This window comes from Vannielia litorea (assembly GCF_019801175.1).
GTDB lineage: Bacteria > Pseudomonadota > Alphaproteobacteria > Rhodobacterales > Rhodobacteraceae > Vannielia > Vannielia litorea_B.
This window is the reverse complement of sequence record NZ_JAHVJR010000001.1, coordinates 1,591,758-1,610,305: the sequence shown is the minus strand read 5'-3', so window position 1 is coordinate 1,610,305 and position 18,548 is coordinate 1,591,758. Positions and strand designations below refer to the sequence as shown.

General features: G+C 66.7%; 21 protein-coding genes. 10 read left to right on the top strand and 11 right to left on the bottom strand.

What is annotated here, in order from left to right:
- Positions 1-66: 66 nt before the first annotated feature.
- Entirely contained in the window at positions 67-1,038 is a 972-nt protein-coding gene (locus KUV38_RS07995; RefSeq protein ID WP_222469533.1) for a serine hydrolase domain-containing protein, read from the top strand.
- Between the two features lie 12 nt (positions 1,039-1,050).
- On the opposite strand, the gene KUV38_RS07990 is transcribed toward KUV38_RS07995, so the two are convergent.
- The gene (locus tag KUV38_RS07990; RefSeq protein WP_222471012.1) at positions 1,051-2,649 is read right to left on the bottom strand and encodes a peptide chain release factor 3; all 1,599 of its coding nucleotides are present in this window, start codon (positions 2,647-2,649) and stop codon (positions 1,051-1,053) included.
- Positions 2,650-2,719: 70 nt separating this feature from the next.
- Between KUV38_RS07990 and KUV38_RS07985 the strand changes: the two genes are divergently transcribed.
- Positions 2,720-2,986 carry a Rho termination factor N-terminal domain-containing protein gene (locus KUV38_RS07985; protein ID WP_222469532.1) on the top strand — a complete coding sequence of 89 codons (267 nt, stop codon included), beginning with the start codon at positions 2,720-2,722 and terminating at the stop codon, positions 2,984-2,986.
- Positions 2,987-2,994: 8 nt separating this feature from the next.
- On the opposite strand, the gene KUV38_RS07980 is transcribed toward KUV38_RS07985, so the two are convergent.
- On the bottom strand, positions 2,995-4,044 hold the full coding sequence (locus KUV38_RS07980) for a Hint domain-containing protein (protein WP_222469531.1): 1,050 nt from the start codon (positions 4,042-4,044) through the stop codon (positions 2,995-2,997).
- Between the two features lie 263 nt (positions 4,045-4,307).
- Here KUV38_RS07980 and KUV38_RS07975 point away from each other — a divergent pair, with 263 nt between their 5' ends.
- The 6 genes from KUV38_RS07975 to KUV38_RS07950 all read left to right on the top strand — a co-directional run bounded on the left by KUV38_RS07975 (position 4,308) and on the right by KUV38_RS07950 (position 9,009).
- Complete coding sequence (locus KUV38_RS07975; RefSeq protein WP_222469530.1) at positions 4,308-5,090, top strand: SDR family oxidoreductase; 783 nt, start codon at positions 4,308-4,310, stop codon at positions 5,088-5,090.
- 85 nt (positions 5,091-5,175) lie between these two features.
- Complete coding sequence (locus tag KUV38_RS07970; protein WP_222469529.1) at positions 5,176-6,255, top strand: ABC transporter ATP-binding protein; 1,080 nt, start codon at positions 5,176-5,178, stop codon at positions 6,253-6,255.
- A gap of 159 nt (positions 6,256-6,414) precedes the next feature.
- Positions 6,415-6,630 (top strand): twin-arginine translocase TatA/TatE family subunit, encoded by a 216-nt coding sequence (gene tatA / locus KUV38_RS07965; RefSeq protein WP_222471011.1) that lies wholly within the window; start codon positions 6,415-6,417, stop codon positions 6,628-6,630.
- A gap of 21 nt (positions 6,631-6,651) precedes the next feature.
- Positions 6,652-7,308, top strand: coding sequence for a Sec-independent protein translocase protein TatB (tatB, locus tag KUV38_RS07960; RefSeq protein ID WP_222469528.1), 657 nt, complete (start codon positions 6,652-6,654; stop codon positions 7,306-7,308).
- A 4-nt stretch (positions 7,309-7,312) separates the two neighbouring features.
- On the top strand, positions 7,313-8,170 hold the full coding sequence (gene tatC / locus KUV38_RS07955; RefSeq protein WP_222469527.1) for a twin-arginine translocase subunit TatC: 858 nt from the start codon (positions 7,313-7,315) through the stop codon (positions 8,168-8,170).
- Between the two features lie 44 nt (positions 8,171-8,214).
- The gene (locus KUV38_RS07950) at positions 8,215-9,009 is read left to right on the top strand and encodes an ATP-binding protein (RefSeq protein WP_222471010.1); all 795 of its coding nucleotides are present in this window, start codon (positions 8,215-8,217) and stop codon (positions 9,007-9,009) included.
- Positions 9,010-9,176: 167 nt separating this feature from the next.
- Here KUV38_RS07950 and KUV38_RS07945 read toward each other — a convergent pair whose 3' ends face one another.
- The 7 genes from KUV38_RS07945 to tpiA form a co-directional block, all read right to left on the bottom strand.
- Positions 9,177-10,352 (bottom strand): M23 family metallopeptidase, encoded by a 1,176-nt coding sequence (locus KUV38_RS07945; RefSeq protein WP_222469526.1) that lies wholly within the window; start codon positions 10,350-10,352, stop codon positions 9,177-9,179.
- Between the two features lie 52 nt (positions 10,353-10,404).
- A complete protein-coding gene (locus KUV38_RS07940; RefSeq protein ID WP_222469525.1) occupies positions 10,405-11,052 on the bottom strand; it encodes a protein-L-isoaspartate(D-aspartate) O-methyltransferase in 648 nt (215 codons plus the stop codon).
- Complete coding sequence (gene surE / locus KUV38_RS07935) at positions 11,049-11,834, bottom strand: 5'/3'-nucleotidase SurE (protein WP_222469524.1); 786 nt, start codon at positions 11,832-11,834, stop codon at positions 11,049-11,051. The genes KUV38_RS07940 and surE overlap by 4 nt, the downstream gene beginning before the upstream one ends.
- Before the next feature lie 122 nt (positions 11,835-11,956).
- Complete coding sequence (locus KUV38_RS07930) at positions 11,957-12,610, bottom strand: SDR family NAD(P)-dependent oxidoreductase (protein WP_222469523.1); 654 nt, start codon at positions 12,608-12,610, stop codon at positions 11,957-11,959.
- A gap of 65 nt (positions 12,611-12,675) precedes the next feature.
- On the bottom strand, positions 12,676-12,936 hold the full coding sequence (locus KUV38_RS07925; RefSeq protein ID WP_222469522.1) for a hypothetical protein: 261 nt from the start codon (positions 12,934-12,936) through the stop codon (positions 12,676-12,678).
- Positions 12,937-13,078: 142 nt separating this feature from the next.
- Positions 13,079-13,768, bottom strand: a complete 690-nt coding sequence (locus tag KUV38_RS07920) for a DUF2199 domain-containing protein (RefSeq protein ID WP_222469521.1) — start codon at positions 13,766-13,768, stop codon at positions 13,079-13,081.
- A gap of 174 nt (positions 13,769-13,942) precedes the next feature.
- A complete protein-coding gene (tpiA, locus tag KUV38_RS07915; RefSeq protein ID WP_222469520.1) occupies positions 13,943-14,704 on the bottom strand; it encodes a triose-phosphate isomerase in 762 nt (253 codons plus the stop codon).
- A gap of 184 nt (positions 14,705-14,888) precedes the next feature.
- Here tpiA and KUV38_RS07910 point away from each other — a divergent pair, with 184 nt between their 5' ends.
- Together KUV38_RS07910 and KUV38_RS07905 are read left to right on the top strand one after the other, a co-directional pair.
- Complete coding sequence (locus tag KUV38_RS07910; protein ID WP_222469519.1) at positions 14,889-15,665, top strand: hypothetical protein; 777 nt, start codon at positions 14,889-14,891, stop codon at positions 15,663-15,665.
- A 75-nt stretch (positions 15,666-15,740) separates the two neighbouring features.
- Entirely contained in the window at positions 15,741-16,655 is a 915-nt protein-coding gene (locus KUV38_RS07905; protein ID WP_222469518.1) for an isopenicillin N synthase family dioxygenase, read from the top strand.
- Between the two features lie 255 nt (positions 16,656-16,910).
- Here KUV38_RS07905 and KUV38_RS07900 read toward each other — a convergent pair whose 3' ends face one another.
- Both KUV38_RS07900 and KUV38_RS07895 read right to left on the bottom strand, forming a co-directional pair.
- On the bottom strand, positions 16,911-18,200 hold the full coding sequence (locus tag KUV38_RS07900) for an MFS transporter (RefSeq protein WP_222469517.1): 1,290 nt from the start codon (positions 18,198-18,200) through the stop codon (positions 16,911-16,913).
- An 84-nt stretch (positions 18,201-18,284) separates the two neighbouring features.
- Positions 18,285-18,449, bottom strand: a complete 165-nt coding sequence (locus tag KUV38_RS07895; RefSeq protein WP_222469516.1) for an apolipoprotein acyltransferase — start codon at positions 18,447-18,449, stop codon at positions 18,285-18,287.
- Between the last annotated feature and the right edge of the window lie 99 nt (positions 18,450-18,548).

Here is an 18,548-nt window from a genome sequence, read left to right as displayed (position 1 = left end):
GCGTTTGCCTACGCGATCACAAAAAGGTTTCTTGGCCTGCGGCTTCTGCGCCGCAAATCTTGGCGCATGATCACCCGCCGCACCATGCTCGCCGCCCCCGCTCTGCTACTCGTCGCCCGTCCGCTGATGGCCCAAAGCGTGGAGGAAAAGGCCCGGAGCTATGAACAACTCCGCTGCCTCATCGTGCAGCGCGGCGGCGAACGGGTCGTGGAAGAGGTTGTGGCCGGCCCAGCTGTGACCCGGCCGGTGAACGTGAAGTCAGTGTCAAAGACCCTCGTTGCGGCCTTGCTCGGCTGCGCGGTGGATCGTGGAGAGTTGAGCGGTGTGGCGGCCACGTTGGGGGAGGTGACGCCGGGGCTGATCCCCTCGGGCGCTGACAGCGGAGTTGCCGGGATCACGATGGAGGATCTCGTCACCCTCAGGGCAGGGCTTGAGCGCACATCGGGGGCGAATTACGGCGCATGGGTTTCGAGTAGCAACTGGGTCGCCAATGCCTTGGGGCGCGAGATGGTCGCCGCGCCGGGTGGGCGGATGCTCTACTCCACCGGCACGACCCACGTGCTGGGCGCCGTGCTGGCCGAGGTGGGCGATGCCTCTCTGCTCACGCTCATGCGCGACCGGCTCGGCGTGGTTCTGGGCGAGATCCCAGCGTGGACGCGTGACCCGCAGGGCCGCTATCTCGGCGGCAACGAGATGGCCGTTTCACCCGATGGTCTCACCCGTTTTGGCGAGATGGTCCGTGCGGGTGGTCTGTGGCAGGGCGAGCGGCTCTTGAGCGAAGAATGGATCGAGGCGAGCTTCGTGCCGCGCACCCGCTCGCCGTGGTCCGGGCTGGGCTATGGTTATGGTTGGTTCATTGGCGAATCTGGCGGCATGTCCTACGCCCTCGCAAGGGGCTACGGCGGGCAGGTTCTGGCGGTTTGCCCGGAGGCCGAGGTGGTGGTGACGATCACCTCCGATCCGACCCAGCCCGCCCGCAGCGGCGGCTACTTCGGGCAGCTGCAGGCGCTGGTGGAACAGGTGATCGCCGAGGCTTGAGGCGAGCCGGACCTACACCATCATTTCCTTGGTCGCGGTGAGCCGGACATCGGGGTAATCGCGCTTGACCCGGTCAATATCCCATTGAAGACGCGTGAGATAAACGAGGTCGCCGTCGTTATCCTCGCCCATGTGCTGCTTGTTGGCCGCGGCGAACTTCTCCACTGCCTCCTTAGGGCCGGAGACCCAGCGGGCGGAGGTGAACTGCGAGGCCTCGAAGCGGACGGGCAGGCCGTACTCCAGCTCGATCCGGGAGGCCAGAACCTCGAACTGGAGCTGCCCCACAACGCCGACGATGAAGCCCGAGCCGAAGGTGGGTTTGAACACCTTGGCAGCGCCTTCCTCGGCGAACTGCATCAGCGCCTTGTCGAGGTGCTTGGCCTTCAGCGGGTCGCCCGCGCGGCAGTTTTGCAGGAGCTCCGGTGCGAAGGAGGGGATGCCGGTGACCTTCAGCGCTTCGCCCTCGGTCAGAGTGTCGCCGATGCGCAGCTGGCCGTGGTTGGGAATACCGATGATGTCGCCGGCCCAGGCCTCTTCTGCCAGCTCCCGATCTGATGCGAGGAAGAGCACGGGGGACGACACGGCCATCGGTTTCTTGGTGCGCACATGGGTCAGCTTCATGCCGCGCTGGAAGTGGCCGGAGGCGAGGCGGAGGAAGGCCACGCGGTCGCGGTGCTTTGGGTCCATGTTCGCCTGAACTTTGAAGACAAAGCCGGAAACCTTTGTTTCCTCGGGCGAAATCTGGCGCGGCTCGGCACTCTGCGGCTGCGGCTCGGGGCCGTATTCGGCGATGCCGTCCATCAGTTCCTTCACGCCGAAACTGTTGATCGCGGAGCCGAACCAGATGGGGGTGAGCGTACCTTCAGAGAGCGCCTGCGCATCAAGCGGGGGCAGCAATTCGCGGGCCATCTCGACCTCTTCGAGCAGCTTTTCCAGCAGGTCGGCGGGCACATGCTCGGCCAGTTTGGGGTCGTCGAGACCGTTGATCTTGATGCTCTCGGCCACCTTGTTGCGGTCGGCACGGTCCATCAGCTCGAGGCGGTTGTGGATCATGTCGTAGCAGCCGAGGAAGTCGCGGCCGACGCCGATGGGCCAGCTTGCCGGGGTTACGTCGATCGCCAGCATCTCCTGGATCTCGTCGATGATCTCGAAGGTGTCGCGGCTCTCGCGGTCCATCTTGTTACAGAAGGTCAGGATCGGCAGGTCGCGCAGGCGGCAGACTTCGAACAGCTTTTGCGTTTGGCTCTCTACGCCCTTGGCGCCGTCGATCACCATCACGGCGGCATCCACCGCCGTCAGGGTGCGGTAGGTGTCTTCGGAAAAGTCGCTGTGGCCCGGCGTGTCGACGAGGTTGAAGCGGAATTTGCCGTAGTCGAACGACATGGCGGAGGCGGAGACCGAGATGCCCCGGTCCTTCTCCATCTGCATGAAGTCCGAGCGCGTGCGCCGCGCCTCGCCCTTGGCCCGCACTTGGCCAGCCATCTGGATCGCGCCGCCGTAGAGCAGGAACTTCTCGGTCAGCGTGGTCTTGCCGGCGTCGGGGTGCGAGATGATCGCAAAGGTCCGGCGGCGGGCGATTTCTGGGGGCAGGGTGGGGCGATTATCGAGCATGGCGCTCTCTACCATGCCCGGCGGGAACGGCAAGCGGGCATGGGCGTTGTGCCGTTGAAGGAGACACAAAATGGCGAAGAAAGAAGACCCGGGCCCGAGCGTGAAGGACCACGACACCTACGAGGCGTTGCGCGACAAGGGTTACTCGAAGGAGAAGTCGGCACGGATCGCCAATGCGCAGGCGAACCCCGATATGGACCCGAGCGAGAAGGGCGGGAAGGCGCCGCCCTATGAGGAGTGGACGGCCAAGGAGCTTTATGAGCGGGCGCAGGAGCTTGATGTTGCGGGGCGCAGCGAGATGACCAAGGATGAGCTCATCGAGGCGCTGCGGAACTAAAGAAAGCCTTAACGCCCCGCACTGCCCTTGAAGATCTTGCGGCGCTTGTCGGCGCTGAGTTCCTTGCCCGAGACCTCGGTGCCGAAAGCGGGCGTGTGGGCGAGATCACCAAACTCCGCCTCGATCCCGGCGGCGATTTCACCGGGCAGGCTTTGCCTTGTGTCCGGTGAAAGCTCCAGCGATTCCACAGGGATACACTCGGCGTAGATCACCTCGTGGTGGTCGAAGACGAGCGTGAAGTAGTCAACAAAGCCGCCCTTGCGGATGAAAACCGCATCGTCATCGACCAGCAGCGTGGCTTTGACGAGCATCTCAGCGGTCTCCGTCACTCGGTCGGCGCCGCGTTGATAAACGAAAAGCCGCTGGTGTTGGCTGAGGATCAGATCGGCGGCATTGCCCAGCGTGTCTTTTGAGATCACCACGGGCGCATAGGCCCCGACCGCCCGGACCGTTTGCACGCCGATCCAGCGCACGGGTTGGGCGCCGTGGTCGCGGGTCAGCACCCTGTCACCGGCTTCCAACTCCTCCACCGGCTTTTGTGCGCCGGAGGCGAGGGTGATCGCCGTGCCGCGGGCGAAGGCGAAGGAGGTGAGATCGGAGAGTTGCACCTCGCCCGGCTCGTCCGACACGCCGATGAGGGCGTAATCTACGCGGGGCTCCATTGGCTGAAGCGGCAGGAAGTGGCGTGCGTTGCCATCAGGGCCGGGCAGTTCGATTACCAACAGGTCCATCCCGCCGCCGTCGCCGCCCATGAAGGTCAACCGACCGGCGAGGGTGACGGCATTGCCCGGCTCGCCCAGCTCTGAATCGCTGGCGACGAGCAGGCGGCCCTCTTCTGTTATCAGCGCGAGCTTGGAAACCTCGGCCTCCTCCGACAGCCCGTAGGTATCGCCCTCGCAAAGCTCGTCAATCGGGCCGAGCGTGTCGCCAAGGTTGGCACCTGAGGTCACGTGCAGATCATCCCCGGCGAACACGTGGCAGCCATAGCTCGCGCGGCGCGGGCTGCTGGTTGCCGGGGTGTCCGGCCGGTCTTCAGATGAGGCGTGTGGCGTGGTCATCAGCACTCGAATTCTTCGTGTCTTGCGGAATTTCTTCCGCAACCTGTCATGCCACCACCTGCAAAAACCCTTACCTGAGGTCGCGTCGAGGTCAAGCAGGCGGGCTTGGCGCGGCGGTCTGGTGCGGCGGATTGCCCAGAGCTTGTGGCAATTGTGCAGGCTGACAATTAACAAGGACATAACGCGCGGTGCCACCCCGACCAGTCTGGCGAATCGACGGGCGGGCGGGCACCACGGCGGCAATACAATCAGGGAGAACCAAGATGGATCTGGGAATTTCAGGCAAGCGCGCACTGGTGGCGGCGTCTTCCAAGGGCCTCGGCCTGGGCTGCGCACGGGCGCTGGCAGAGGCGGGCTGTTCGCTGGTGATGAACGCACGCGGCGAAGAGGCGCTGCAAGCCTCGGCAGAAGCGATCCGCAAGGACTTTGGCGTGGAGGTCGAGACCGTGGCCTGCGACGTGACCACCGAGGAAGGTCGGAGCAAGCTGCTGGGCGCGGCCGGCACCGTCGAGATCCTCGTGACCAATGCGGGCGGCCCGCCCCCGGGCATGTGGCAGGACTGGGACCGGGACGACTTCATCGCCGCGCTGGATGCCAACATGCTCACGCCCATTGCGCTTATGCAGGCGGCGCTGCCGGGCATGATCGAGCGGCGCTGGGGCAAGGTGGTGAACATCACCAGCCAGTCGGTCAAAAGCCCGATTGCGGTGCTCGGTCTCTCGAACTCTGCGCGTGCAGGGCTGACCGGGTTTGTGGCGGGCACGGCGCGGCAGGTGGCGGAATATGGCGTCAATATCAACAACCTGCTGCCCGGTATTCACGCGACCGACCGGGCGGATTCGCTCGACAAAGGAGTTTGCGAGAAGGAAGGCATCAGCATGGAAGAGGCGCGGGCCAAGCGTGCCTCGACCATTCCGGCCAACCGCTATGGCACGATTGAGGAGTTCGGGGCGACCTGTGCCTTCCTCTGCTCCAAGCACGCGGGCTACATGATCGGCCAGAACATCCTGCTGGATGGTGGTTCGCTCAACTACACGCTGGCCTGACCGGGCCGACTTGCCGGGCGGTGGGGCGGCTGCTACCACCGCCCGAAACCCGATTTTTTCGGTCGGGTAACGGGAAGGCTTTGGCGTGGCGGAGAGCGACAGGCTTGTTGTGCAAAACCTCACCCGCCGGCTTGGCGGGCGAGAAGTGGTGCGCGACCTGTCGCTTCAGGTGGCGCCCGGGCAGGTGACCTGCCTGCTTGGCCCTTCGGGCTGCGGCAAATCCACTACGCTGCGCATGATCGCCGGCGTCGACCGGCCCGATGCAGGGCGGGTGCTTTCGGAGGGCAGGGTGCTCTCGGACGCAGGCAGCTTTGTGCCGCCGGAAGAGCGACAGATTGGCCTGATGTTTCAGGACTTTGCCCTGTTTCCGCACCTGACGGTGGCGAAGAACGTGGCGTTCGGCCTCAAGCGCGGCGGGGCGCGGGCGCGAGTGGCGGAGCTGCTCGAACGCGTAGGCCTCAGCCGCCATGCCGAGGCCTACCCGCACGAACTTTCGGGCGGGGAGCAACAGCGGGTGGCGCTGGCGCGTGCGCTGGCCCCGCGGCCCCGTGTGATGCTGATGGATGAGCCCTTCTCCGGCCTCGACATGCGGCTGAGAGACGATATCCGCGACCAGACGCTGAGCGTGCTAAAGGAAGAGGGCACGGCGGTTCTGCTGGTTACCCACGAGCCGGATGAGGCGATGCGGATGGCCGACGAGATCCTGCTGATGCGGGATGGCGTGATTGTGCAGAGGGGCGCGCCATACACAGTTTACAACAACCCGGCGGACCGGAAGGCGGCGGCGTTTTTCAGCGATATCAACATTCTGCGTGGCAAAGTTGAAGGGGCACTGACGGAAACGCCCTTTGGCTCCTTCCTCGCGCCCGGCGTGCCGGACGGGCGGGAAGTCGAGATCGTCTTTCGCCCACAGCACCTGACAATCGACTTTGACCGGGGCGGGCGCGGACCGAACCCGACAGAGAGCCACGGGATGCCCGCACGGGGCGTTGTGCAGCGCGCGCGCTTCATGGGGCGCGAGAGCCTTGTGGAGCTGCAGATGGACCATGACGGCGAGGTGCTGAAAGCGACGATTCCCTCGGTCTTCCTGCCCAAGCCGGGCACTGTGCTGTGGCTCACCATTCGGCGCGACAGGTGCTTTCTGTTTCCTCTTCGCAAGGATTGACGGGGCGCTGCGGCGGTTTGACCGCGGGATTTGCCCAATCGTGATGTAAACGCCCCTTTCGCCCGGGCCGGAAACTCCATAAATAGGGACGACTTCGCGGGCCCTCCGGGCTCCGTTGCAAGGCTTCAGGGATCAAAGGACGGGCAAATCATGCAAGCGATGTTCATCACCAATATCCCCCCGGTCGGCTGGCTTCTCATCGCCGTCGTGGTGCTGGTGCTCTTCGGGCGCGGCAAGATCTCTTCGCTGATGGGCGAAGTGGGCAAGGGGATCACCTCCTTCAAGAAGGGCGTTTCGGAAGGCACGAAAGAGTTGGAAGAGGCCGATGCCGCTGCCGCGCGTGACGTGACGCCGGAAGAGAAAGACAAGGCCTGACAGGCGCTTAGGGGCTGACGAATGGGCTGGAGCGAGCTTCTGCTGATCGGCGTTGTGGCGCTGATCGTGGTCGGTCCGAAGGACCTTCCGGTGATGTTCCAGTCGCTCGGAAAGATGACGGCCAAGGTGAAGCGGATGGCGCGCGAGTTTTCGCGAGCCATGGAGGATGCCGCCGACAGCACCGGCATGAAAGACGTGGCCTCGGACCTCAACAAGACGATGAATCCCAAGTCGATGGGGATCGACAAGCTGCGTGACGCCGCTGACCGGTTCGACAAATGGGAGCCGGGCAAGAAGGAAGCGGAGAAAAAGCCGCTCGGGCCGGAAACCCAGAAGCTCTCGGAAGAGCGGGCGGAGGCCAAGCGCAAGATCCACGACGCCACCGCCAAGGCCGCCGAGGAGCGCAAGGCGCGGGAGGCTGCGGCTGCGGCCTCGGAGGCGGCGGAGCTTTCGGGCGAGCCGGAGCCCGGTGGAGGCGCGGTTAACGGGGCGGACGCTGCCGCAACGCCTGCGCCCAAGAAGCCCGCTGCCAAGAAGCCCGCTACAAAGAAGACGGCGGCGAAGAAACCTGCGGCAAAGAAGGCGCCTGCCAAGCCTGCCGCCAAGAAAACCGCTGCAAAAACAAAGCCCAAGCCGGCCCCCAAATCCGGCGCTTCGGGCGATGCGGGCGTGAGCTGACCCTATGACACAGGCCGAAGACGAACTTGAGGACAGCTCCGCGCCGCTGATCGAGCATCTGGCGGAATTGCGGACGCGGCTGATCCGCTCGGCGATTGCCTTCATCATCGCGGTCTTCATCTGCTTCTATTTTGCAGGCCAGATCTTCGATTTTCTTAAACAGCCGGTCTGCGACGCGATGGCGGAGCGGATGCAGAGCTGTAACCTGCAGATGATCCGCCTGCAGGACGGGTTCTTCGTGCAGATCCGCATCGCCATGCTGGCCGGTTTCGCGCTGGCCTTCCCGGTGATCGGCTTCCAGCTCTGGCGGTTCGTGGCGCCCGGCCTTTACCGCTCGGAGCGCTCGGCCTTCCTGCCGTTCATGGTGTCTTCGCCCGCGATGTTCCTGCTGGGTGCGGCCTTCTGCTATTACATCGTGATCCCGCTGGCTTACGACTTTTTCCTTGGGTTCCAAGACTTTGGCGGCAGCGTGCCGGCCGGGGAGACGGCGGATGGCGATCAGGTTGCGGCGGGCTCGGGCTCGGTTGTTTTCCAAGGTTCGATCTCGGAATACCTCTCGCTGACCATCACCTTCGTCATGGCCTTTGGCATCTGCTTCCAGCTGCCGGTGCTGCTGACACTGCTGGGCAAGGCGGGCCTCGTCAGCGCTGCCGGGCTGGCCGCGGTGCGGAAATACGCGGTGGTGGCGATCCTCGTGCTGGCGGGCATCGTGACCCCGCCCGATATCTTCACCCAAGTCATTCTGTTCGTTGCGGTTTATGGCCTCTACGAGATTTCGATCTTCCTCGTGGCGCGGGTTGAGCGGAAGCGGACGGCGCGGCTGCGGGCCGAGGGCATTCTGGACGAGGACGAAGAGTTTTGAGCGTCGACGACCCGCTGGACCGTATCGCCAAGGCGCTGGAGCGGATGGCCCCGCCGCCGCTGGAAAACCCCGACTTTACAAGCGCTTCTGCCTTCCTCTGGCACGCTGATCCGGACGGGCTGGAGCCGGTGACGCAGGTGAACCGGGTCGACATTGGCCTGCTGGTGGGGATCGACCGCTCGCGCAATACGCTGGTGGAGAACACCCGCCAGTTTGCCGCCGGGCTGCCTGCCAACAACGCGCTGCTCTGGGGCGCGCGCGGCATGGGAAAATCCAGCCTTGTCAAAGCGGTGCATGCCGCCGTTCAGGCGGACTTCCCCGAATTGAAGCTGATCGAAGTGCAGCGCGAAGACCTGCCCTCCATCGGGCGGCTGCTTGGGCATTTGCGCCGGTCTGACGCGCGATTCCTGCTGTTCTGCGATGACCTCTCGTTCAGCCATGACGATGAGCATTACAAATCCCTTAAGGCGGTGCTCGATGGGGGCATAGCTGGCCGGCCGGAAAACGTGGTGTTTTATGCCACTTCGAACCGCCGCCACCTGATGCCGCGCGACATGATCGAGAACGAGCGCAGCACCGCGATCAGCCCGAGTGAGGCGACCGAGGAGAAGGTCTCTCTGAGTGACCGCTTCGGGCTGTGGCTGGGCTTCCACCCCTGCAGCCAGGATGAGTATCTGGCCATGATTTCAGGCTATTGCGCCGAGCATGGGCTTGAGGTGGATGCCGATGAGTTGCGCGCCGAGGCGATTGAATGGCAAGCCACGCGCGGCGGCCGTTCGGGCCGGGTGGCGTGGCAGTTCTTCACCGATCTGGCGGGCCGGAAGGGCGTGAAACTCTAAGAGCTGGCGGCGTTCATCCACCCCTCACAGCACCCCAGTTTCGTTAACTTTTGCACCGTTAACTCTGCGTTTCGGGCGATGCACAACTGATGCACATCCCATGCACATCCGATGCATACGCGATAAGCATCGGAGTGGTTAACGTAACCCCGCCGAACGGGGGCTGATCAGGGCAGGTAGCCGGAGGGATCGACCGCCTTTGTGCCGTTGCGGACCTCGAAGTGGAGGAACGACGGATTGCCCGCGCGGACCTTGGCAATGGTCTGGCCCTTGGACACCTTGTCGCCCTTTGCCACGCTCACACCATCGACGTTGGCATAGACGGTGAAGAGGCCGCCTGCGTGGCGGACCAGCAGGATCGGCACCTTGTCGGTGCTTTGGGTGATGGCGGCCACGGTGCCCGCATCGGCGGCTTTCACGGCGGTGCCCGCAGGTGCGCCGATGTCGATGCCGTTGGACTTGGCCGAGAAGGCGCGAATGATGTTGCCCTGCACCGGGGAGGCAAAGCGCGACGAGCTGGCGGAGGCCGAGGTGGCCTGCTTGCCCAGATCGGGGCTGTCGGGCGTGCCGGGGGCGGGCTTGGCCTCGGCCGTGCGGGTCTGGGCTGCGGGCTCATCCTTGGGCAGGGGCGTGGAGGCCGAGGGCGGCGTGGGGGTGGCCGTGCCGGCACCGGGCTTGGTGACAGTGGTCGCAGCGGGGCGCGTGGGTGCCTCCGGTGGGATCAGGAGGGTCTGGCCGACGCGGAGGGTCAGCTTGTCATCCAGCCCGTTCCAATCGTCGAGCGCCTTGACCGAGACGCCGTAGAGCCGGGAGACGGAATAGGCCGTTTCACCCGATTTCACCACGTGGCGGATGGGCTCCTGGCCGGTTTGCGGCTTGCGGGTCGGCGTGGTGGCCGGGGTGATTGTGCCCTCGGCGCGGGAGATCGCATTGTCGGCCAGAACGGCGACATCGACCTGCTCGGGTGGGCGGATCGGGCCGGTGGTGACGGCGCCGGTGGCGGGCGAAGGCTCGGCCACGCGGCGCGGCAGCAGCAGGACGGCTCCCGCGTTCAGCGGTGCGCCGGGCGGCACGGAGTTGCGGGCGGCAAGCTCGCTCTCGGGCAGGCCGATGCGGGCGGCGACGGAACTGACGGTATCTCCGCGCCGGGCGACGGCAACCTGATAGCCGGGGTAGGAGAGGATGCCGCGGTTGTCGGGCGCGGGGCGCGGCTCGGTGGCCTTTTGCGCGGCGGATGTGGTGTTGAACCCACCGCCGAAGCCACGGAAATCGCTATCGAAATCTTCACAGGCGGCAAGCGCGAACAGGCTTGCGGATGCCACGAGAGTTGCGGTGAGACGCATGACGCTCGTTCCCTCAATATGGTGGGGGCGCCTTGTTTCGGCACCTCCCTGACTACTCCTTGCCCAACCCCTCGAGGAGCGGAACGAAACGCACGTCGCGCAGCTCGTCGTAGTGCAGGCCTTCTTCGGTGCGGCGCACGCGGATCAGGCTTTGCACCGCGTCCGACTGGCCAACGGGCAGCACCATGATACCGCCAATCCGAAGCTGGGCCAAGAGCGGGCCGGGCGGGTCTTCGGCCGCGGCGGTCACGAGGATCTTGTCGAAGGGGGCGTGCTCGGGCAAGCCGTGGGAGCCATCGGCGGTGAAGGTGGTGATATTGGTCAGATCGAGGCTGCGGAAGAGCTCCTCGGCGGTGCGGGTGAGGCGGCGGAAGCGGTCGACGGTATAGACCCGGCGGACCAGCAGGCTGAGGATCGCGGCCTGGTAGCCGGAGCCGGTGCCGACCTCGAGCACCTTGTCGCGCGGGGTCAGTTGCAGCGCCTGGGTCATCAAGCCGACGATGGAGGGCTGCGAGATGGTCTGGCCGCAGGCGATGGGCAGGGGGGTGTCGTCATAGGCGCGGCCCGAGAACAGGCCCTGGACAAAGGCGCCACGGTCGATCTTTTCCATCGCCGAGAGCACGGCCTTGTCGGTCACCCCGCGGGAGCGCAGGGCGAAGAGGAACTGCATCTTGCGTTCCGCTTCGGAGCCGTCGGTCATCCCAGCTTCTCCCGGAGCGGCGCGAGGGCGTCATGGGCCGTCAGGTCGGCGCGCATGGGGGTGATGGAGATGTGGTTGTCGAGCGTGGCCTCCACATCGGTGCCGGGGCCGGTGCGCTCGTGCTGGGGGCCGCCCTTGATCCAGAGGAACCGGCGGCCGGAGGGGGCGATATGGGGCTCGACGGCGAAATTGGTATTCTTTCTGCGGCCTTGGGTGGTGACCTTCATCTCGCCAACATCCCCAGCCGGGCAGGGCGGGAAGTTGACGTTGTAGAAGGTGTGGTAGTCGCGGCCCTCCCATGTGCCGTGCTCCAACAAGGCCCGGACGGTGGCGGCGCCATGGGCGGCGGAGGCCTCGAACGGGTTTTCGAGCGACACATTGTCGGGGCCGTAGAACTGGGAGAGCGCGATGGAGCGGACGCCCTGAAGCGCGCCCTCCATCGCGCCGCCGATGGTGCCGGAGTAGAGCGTGTTCTCGCCCGCGTTGTTGCCGCGGTTCACGCCGGAGAGCACGAGGTCGGGGCGCGCACCGTCGAGCACATCGTAGAGGCCGGCGAGGACGCAATCGGCCGGGCTGCCCTCGGCGGCGAAGCGGCGCTCGCCGAGCTGGGCGATCATGGTGGGGTGGGTGTAGCTGATGCAATGGCCGACGCCCGATTGCTCGAAGGCGGGCGCCACGACCCAGACCTCGCCGGAGGGACCGGCCAGCTCGGTGGCGATCTCTTCGAGCACGGCGAGCCCCGGTGCGTTGATGCCGTCGTCATTGGTGATCAGAATGCGCATGCTGCCCCGCTTTTTGCTTGCTCCCTGAATAGGCGAGGCCCCGCCCACTCACAAGCGGGAGGCTGCCCGGCGGGCGCGCCGGGGTACATTTTGTTGCTGAAAACCGCGGGAAGGCGCCGCGCTCAGGCCAGCAGCTCGGGCAGTAGGCGGGTGGCCTCGTCTTGCGGAGAGGTCAGGGGGGCGCGGTCTTCGCCGGGGAAGAAGCGGGCGCGGGTGGCGGTGGGCATGGGCGCGGGCTCCAGCACCAGCACGCGTGGGCCGGTCTTGACGGTTTCGGCCTGCCAGCTGCGCACCAGCGCCATTTGCGCCGCCTTGGTGGTGCCGTAGTGGCCGAAGAACTTTTGCCCGCCGCGCGGATCGTCGAAGAAGACAGCGCGGCCCTCGCGGGCGAGGAGCAGCGGCTCGACCAGTCCGATCAGCCGCCGGGTGGCGGTGACGTTGGTGTCGAGGCTCTTTTGCCAGTCTTTCTCGTCGAGGTGCGCCGCCGGGCCGAGGGGGGCGGCGTGGATGGCGGCATGGACCCAGAGATCCAGCCCGCCCCAGCGCCCGGCCACGGAGGCCACGAGCTGCTGCATGGCCGGCTCGACGCCGATATCCATCGGCGCGAGGGTGGCCGCCCCGCCGCGGGCGCGGACCCGGTCATCGAGCTCTTCGAGCGCGCCGGTGGTGCGGGCCACGGCGATGATGTGATGGGTCGGCGCAAGGGCCTCGGCCAGGGCGGCGCCAAGGCCGCGTGAGGCGCCGGTGATGAGGGCTGTTTTCTCGGGCGTGGTCATGGGCCGGGTTTGGCGTGGGGCGGGGGCGGCGTCAAGAGGTGGGCCGCGTCAGGAGGTGAGGGATGTCAGCCGGGGAGGGCGAGGCGGAGTGGCTTGCCGTCGAGCTTGAGGGTCAGGCTGTTGCTGTCGATCCCGGTGACGGTGCCGCCAGCGGCGCTGCTGCCCTCTGTCACCGTCTCGGTCCGGCCCGAGCGGTGGCGCAGGATCGCGCGGCGTGCGTTGGGGCTGCCGGTGACGGCGATGAGGCTCAGCGCGCGCAGGTTCAGCGCGTTGGGCGTGGTGGCGAGGCGTGCGGCGTCTTTCTGGCCTGCCGTGGGTTGGGTCATTCTCTTCGCTCCGTGTGTGCAGCGCCCGGGGAGGCCGGGCGGAGCGGCGGCCTAACAGGGCAACGAGAGAAGGGCGAGAGGGGCAGGAGGTCGCAGCCGGACACGGCTGCGTGAAGCGGCAGAGACCCGCCGGTCGGGGTTGTCAGACGGGCTGGTCGGGTGGTTCCTCGGCGTGAGCTTGAGCGATTTCGAAGCCGCAGCTCTCCCCCTCTTCGGTGGCGAGGTGGGCGGCAAGGTTGGTGCCGGTGGTGGCGTAGAGTTCGAGCAACTGGTCGAAGCTGACCCCGCCCTGCTGGGCCGCCCGCATCGGCCCATCATGCGGAAAGAGCGCTGGCCGGTCGGAGGGGCCGGAGGTGGTGAGCAGGCAGGCGGTGGGCAGGCGCGGGTTGGAGCCGGGCAGCCCGTTGGCCAGCACCGCATCGCAGCCGTCGAAGGGCGGGAAGGGCGGCAGGGTGGACTGCGCATAGGCCTCGAAATGCTCCCGCGCCACCCGCGCCCAGGGGCCGAAGCAGAAGTAACCATCATAGCCACGGATCGGCACCGGCAGGATGCAGCGGATGAAATGGGCGTCCTTGAAGCGGCAGAGGTCGGAGGTGAGCCTGTCGGCGCCCGCTTGCATCAGGTGCTCGCCGGTGGCGTGGCGGGAGCCATGGGGCCAGACATCGGGGTGATCGAAGCCAAGGTCGGTGAGGCCGGGCGAGCTGCGCCCGCAGCCGGGGCAGCGCCACTCGGGATCGATGAACCGGGCCCATCGCGGGTCACGGTCGAGCGCGGGGTCGCCGGAGGCGGTGGTGAGCGCGTCGGAGAACCATTGGGGGGCGTTGAAAGGCATGGGGCGATCTGGCGTGAATGGGGGCGGGGGGTCAAGGGGCGGCCTGCGCTGTGCGTGCAGCGTGCGCCGGGCATGGCACGGCTCCCGCCCACCCACCCCGCCGCACCATGCCCGGCTTGGGCGCAGGCGGGGAAAACTCTGGACTCACCAAAGCAGGATGGCATGTGGTGGGTGTCAGCCCTGAGTGGGGGCGGCCTCGAGGGCGGTGATGATGGCCGAGAAGTCTGCGGCCTTCAGGCTGGCGCCGCCGACGAGGGCGCCGTCGACGTTGCTGACGGCGAAGATTTCGGCGGCGTTGGAAGGTTTCACCGAGCCGCCGTAGAGGATGCGGGTGGAGCGGCCTACGCCCGCGCCGAATCGACGCTCGAGCCGCATACGGATGAAGTCGTGGACCTCGCCGATCTGGTCGAGGGTGGGGGTGCGGCCGGTGCCGATGGCCCAGATCGGCTCGTAGGCGACGACGAGGCTGTGGCCGGTCACGCCATCGGGGATGGAGCCGGAGAGCTGGCCGCCGATGATGTCGAGCGTGTTGGAGGCATCGCGCTCGGCCTCGCTTTCGCCCACGCAGATGACGCAGGTGAGCCCGGCCTCCAGCGCGGCGTTGGCCTTGGCACGCACGTCTTCGTTGTGCTCGTCGTGATCCTGCCGGCGTTCGGAGTGGCCGAGGATCACGTGGGTCGCTCCGGCATCGGCCAGCATGGCGGCGGAGATGTCGCCGGTGTGGGCGCCTGAGGCGGCGGCGTGGCAATCCTGCCCGCCGGTGGCGAGCGCGCTGCCTTCGGCGGCGGCGGCCATGGGGGCAATGAGCGTAGCGGGCGGGCAGAGCAGGATATCGACGCCGGGCGCACCATGGGCCTCGGTGAGTGCGGTGACCTCGGCGAGGTTGGCCTTCAGGCCGTTCATCTTCCAGTTGCCTGCGGCGAGCTTCTTGCGCATCCCGATCCTCCCTTGGCGGTTTGGCGCGAGTAAGCCCGGAACGGGGCGGGCTTGCAAGGTGGGAGGTTTGGGCGAAATGGCGCGGGTTGGGGGCCGCAGAGGGGAAAGGATTGGAACCGGGCGGGGCGGATGGTGTTGACTGAGCATGGGGGCGCGGTGGTTGCGCCCCGAGGAGGCTGCCCTGATGAAACTTCCGATGACACGCCCGATCCGAAAGATTGCCGTTGTGAGCCTGATTGCGGCGATGGCTGTTGTGCAGGCGCCTGGTCAAGCGGCGGCACAGGGGTTTCTGAAGCAGTTCGAGCGCGATCTGAAAGAGGCGCGGCGGGATTTGCGGCGCAAGATGGGCGTGGATATCCGCGTGGAGCGGCAGCGCACCCAGCCAAGGCAGACCGGGCCGCGCGGGCCGGTGATCCGCCGGGAGAGCGGGTTGGTGGCCACCTCGCTGCGGCCCGAGATGCGGCCGGGCAGCGAGACGCGCGAGAGCGCGGCGACGGCGCTGCCGCAGAGCCGGGCGGGGCGGAACCTTGAGACGCTGCTGAGCGCTGCGGTGGCCACGGGCGATGTGGCGCCGGAGGTGGCGCAGGTGATCCGGGCCGGGAGCTTTCCGACGATGGAAGAGCTTGAGGCGCGAACGGCGGGGCTGGGCAATGGCTGGTTGCCGGGCGGCGTGACCCATGCGCTGGAGGCGGGCAAGGTGGTGTGCTCTGACAGTGGAAGCGGAGGCTGCGCCAAGGTGGCGGAGGATGCCACGCTGGCCGATGTGCGCGAGGAAATTGGCGTGATCGAGGCGCAGGCGGAGGCTGTTATGGCGGTCGCTGCGGTGCCGGGGCTGGCCGAGGCGATGGAAGAGGTCGCGGCGGAGCGGGCGGCGGCGGCGGAGCCGGAGCGGGCCTATCCGGTGGCGCGGGGCGAAGAATTGCCGCCGATCGACAGTCTGCTGGACGCGCAGGGCCAGTAGAGGCCGGGCGGCGCGACGCTTGAACCCGGCGCGAGGCTGGGGCATCACCTCCGCGATGCGGAGAGAGGGTGCGAGATGATCCCGAGAATTGATGCGAAGGCCCTGCTGGGCGGAGAGGCGGCGGCGCTGGAGGCGGTGCGGGCTGCGGCCTTTGATACCGGCTTCATGGTGCTGGAGAACACGCCCTTTGCGCCCGAGCGGATGGCGCGGCTGATCGAGACCTACCGCGCGTTCTTTCACCTTCCCGAGGCGGAGAAGGCGCGGGTGGACATGGCGGCGACCGGCTCCAACCGGGGCTGGGGCGGGATGCGCAGCGAGCAGGTGGACCCGGAGAGCAACCCGGACCTCAAGGAGGTGTTCGACTGCGGGTATGAGTGGCCGGGTGCGGCGGATGCGGGTGCGCCGGAGCGTTACTATGCGCCGAACTTATGGCCGGAGGCGCCCGAGGGCTTCCGGGCCGAGGTGGAGGGATATTACCGGGAGGCGCTGGGGTTTTGCCGGGAGCTGCTGGGGGCTGTGGCGGAAGCGATTGGGGAGGATCGGGGATATTTTGCCGAGAAGTTCGCGCATCCGATGGCGCTGCTCAGGGCCAACTTCTACCCCGCGCGGCCGGCCTGGGCAGGCGACAAGGACTTCGGCATCGCGCCGCACACAGATTACGGCTGCCTGACCCTGCTGGCGACCGACGGGGCGGCGGGGCTTGAGGTGCTGCGGCGGGACGGCACGTGGGAGCCGGTGGCGGCGGCGCCGGGGGCTTTTGTGATCAACTTCGGCGAGATGCTGGAGATGTGGTCAGGCGGGCGGGTGAAGGCCACGCTGCACCGGGTGAAGGGCGGCGCTGCGGAGCGGATTTCGATTCCGCTGTTCTTCAACCCCGAGTGGGATGCGGATGTGTCGCCCGAGGGCGCGGAGGCGCCGATCCGGGCGGGGGACCATCTGTCGAAGCGGTATGACGAAACCTACCTGCATATGAGCAAGGCGGGGCGCTGAGGGGCGGGTTTGTGGTGCGGCCCATTCCAGCAGAGCCGGGCAGGGCCGACCTGCGGGGTGGCGCATGCAACGGGTGTTCGGGGCACTTTATGGTGCTGTTTTCATCTTGCCTATGTGTGTAGTCGCAACCTCGCAGAAGCGCCGCCCCGGGGGGCGGGTCGGCGCTGCCCGGCGCCTTTCGGCGCGCATCGGGCGTTAGGGGGTGAGGGCTGACTGCGGGATGGGCTGAGCCCCTCCGGTCAGAAACGCAACTGGCTAAACGGGGGCGGCGGCGAGGCGTTTGGCGAGTATCCAGCTCAGCATCAAGGCCAGCAGCAGGAAGGCCGCAGCGGCGCTCCATGCGATGGGCGTGGAGTAGGCTTCGGCCAGGGCTCCGACCATCACCAGCCCGATCATGGCGCCGAGTTGCTGCAGGAGGGAGCGCAGGGAGAGCATGGTGGAGCGCTGATGGTTCTCCACGCAGCGATGCAGGAGACTGCTGGCGGGTGTTTCGCTGACGCCGAGGCTGATGGAATAGGCGATGAAGACGCCGATGAAACCGACGATGCCCACCTGCATGGCCAAGATGACTTGGAGCACCGCGAGGCAGGCGAAGGTCGCGGCGAGCGTGACGGCGTGGCGCCGCTGGAAGACGCGGCTGACATAGGGGGACAGGGTGGCGCCGAGGGCAATTGCAAAGAAGTAGGTTGCGGTGAGGGCACCGATGGCGGTGTTGGCAAAGCCTTCGTCCAGCATGGGCTTGGCATAGGTCGGCCAGATCACCTCGACCGGGTTGGTTGCCATCGCGAAGAGGGCCAAGGCCGCGAGGAGCAGTGACAGGGTGGCGTGCTTCAGGGCCAAAGCGCTGGCCTCGGCAATGACCGAAGGCACGGTGGCGAAGCCCTGCTTGAGGGCGCTCGGGCGGAGGGGGCGTGGCGGCTCCGAGATGGCGAAGTAGGTGAAGAGCAGAACGCCGATCATCACGGCAAAGCTGGCGGCGTAGGACACGTCATAGACGCTGATCCCGTGGCGCAGGCCCGCCGCGCCGAAGAGGTCGGGCAGGAGGCCGCCGAACACGGCGCCGGTTGCGAGGCCCATCGCATTGGCCCATTGCGCCTTGGCGAGCGCGGGTTGGACATCGACATTCGGTGCGGCTTCTCGAAACGTTTCGACAAACCATGCGTCGAGCGTGCCGGAGCGCAGCGCGCGGCCAAAGCCGATGAAGGCGAAGGAGAGCGCGAGGACGGTGAAGCTGCTGGACGACAGGAAGAGCGCCAGCGAGATCAGGCTGGCCACGACCGCGGAGAGGAACACCGGTTTGCGGCCGATTGCGTCGGCCAATCCGCCGAAGGGGAGTTCCATCGTCATGGTTGTGAGGGAGTAGACGCCGAAGAGCAGCGAGATCTGAAACAGGTCCATGCCGCGGTCGGTCAGGGCGAGGGCGACGACGGCCACGGTGAGGCCCATCGCGAAGCGGTCGAGGAACTGGTGTATCTGGAACACCCGGATGTGGCGCCGCGCTGCGTGGCTCAAGGCCTTGAAGGAAAACTCGATTTCGGTCGCCATGGCGGCAGCATCTGCCTTTGGGCGTGGCTGCGCAATGGGGCTTGGCAATGGGGGTCGACCGGCGCGGATCGCCGGGCTGGCGCCTTAGAGCATCTTCTCGAGAGCGATGGTCACGAAGAGGGCGACGATGGCGAAGATGAGGGCGTAGACGGCCATGTATTGCAGCTTGTCGAGCCGGTTGCCCTTGCGGCGGCTGGCGTGGAGGAGGCCCGCGAGGGCGCCGAGGATGATGGCGAGAAGAACGATCATGGCTGCGGTTCCGGCAAATGCTTCGGGGCGCCTTCTAGTGCAGAAGACGCCCCGTTGAAAGCGGGCTCGCCCCGGTGCGGCGCAATGGCCGCAGGGGCG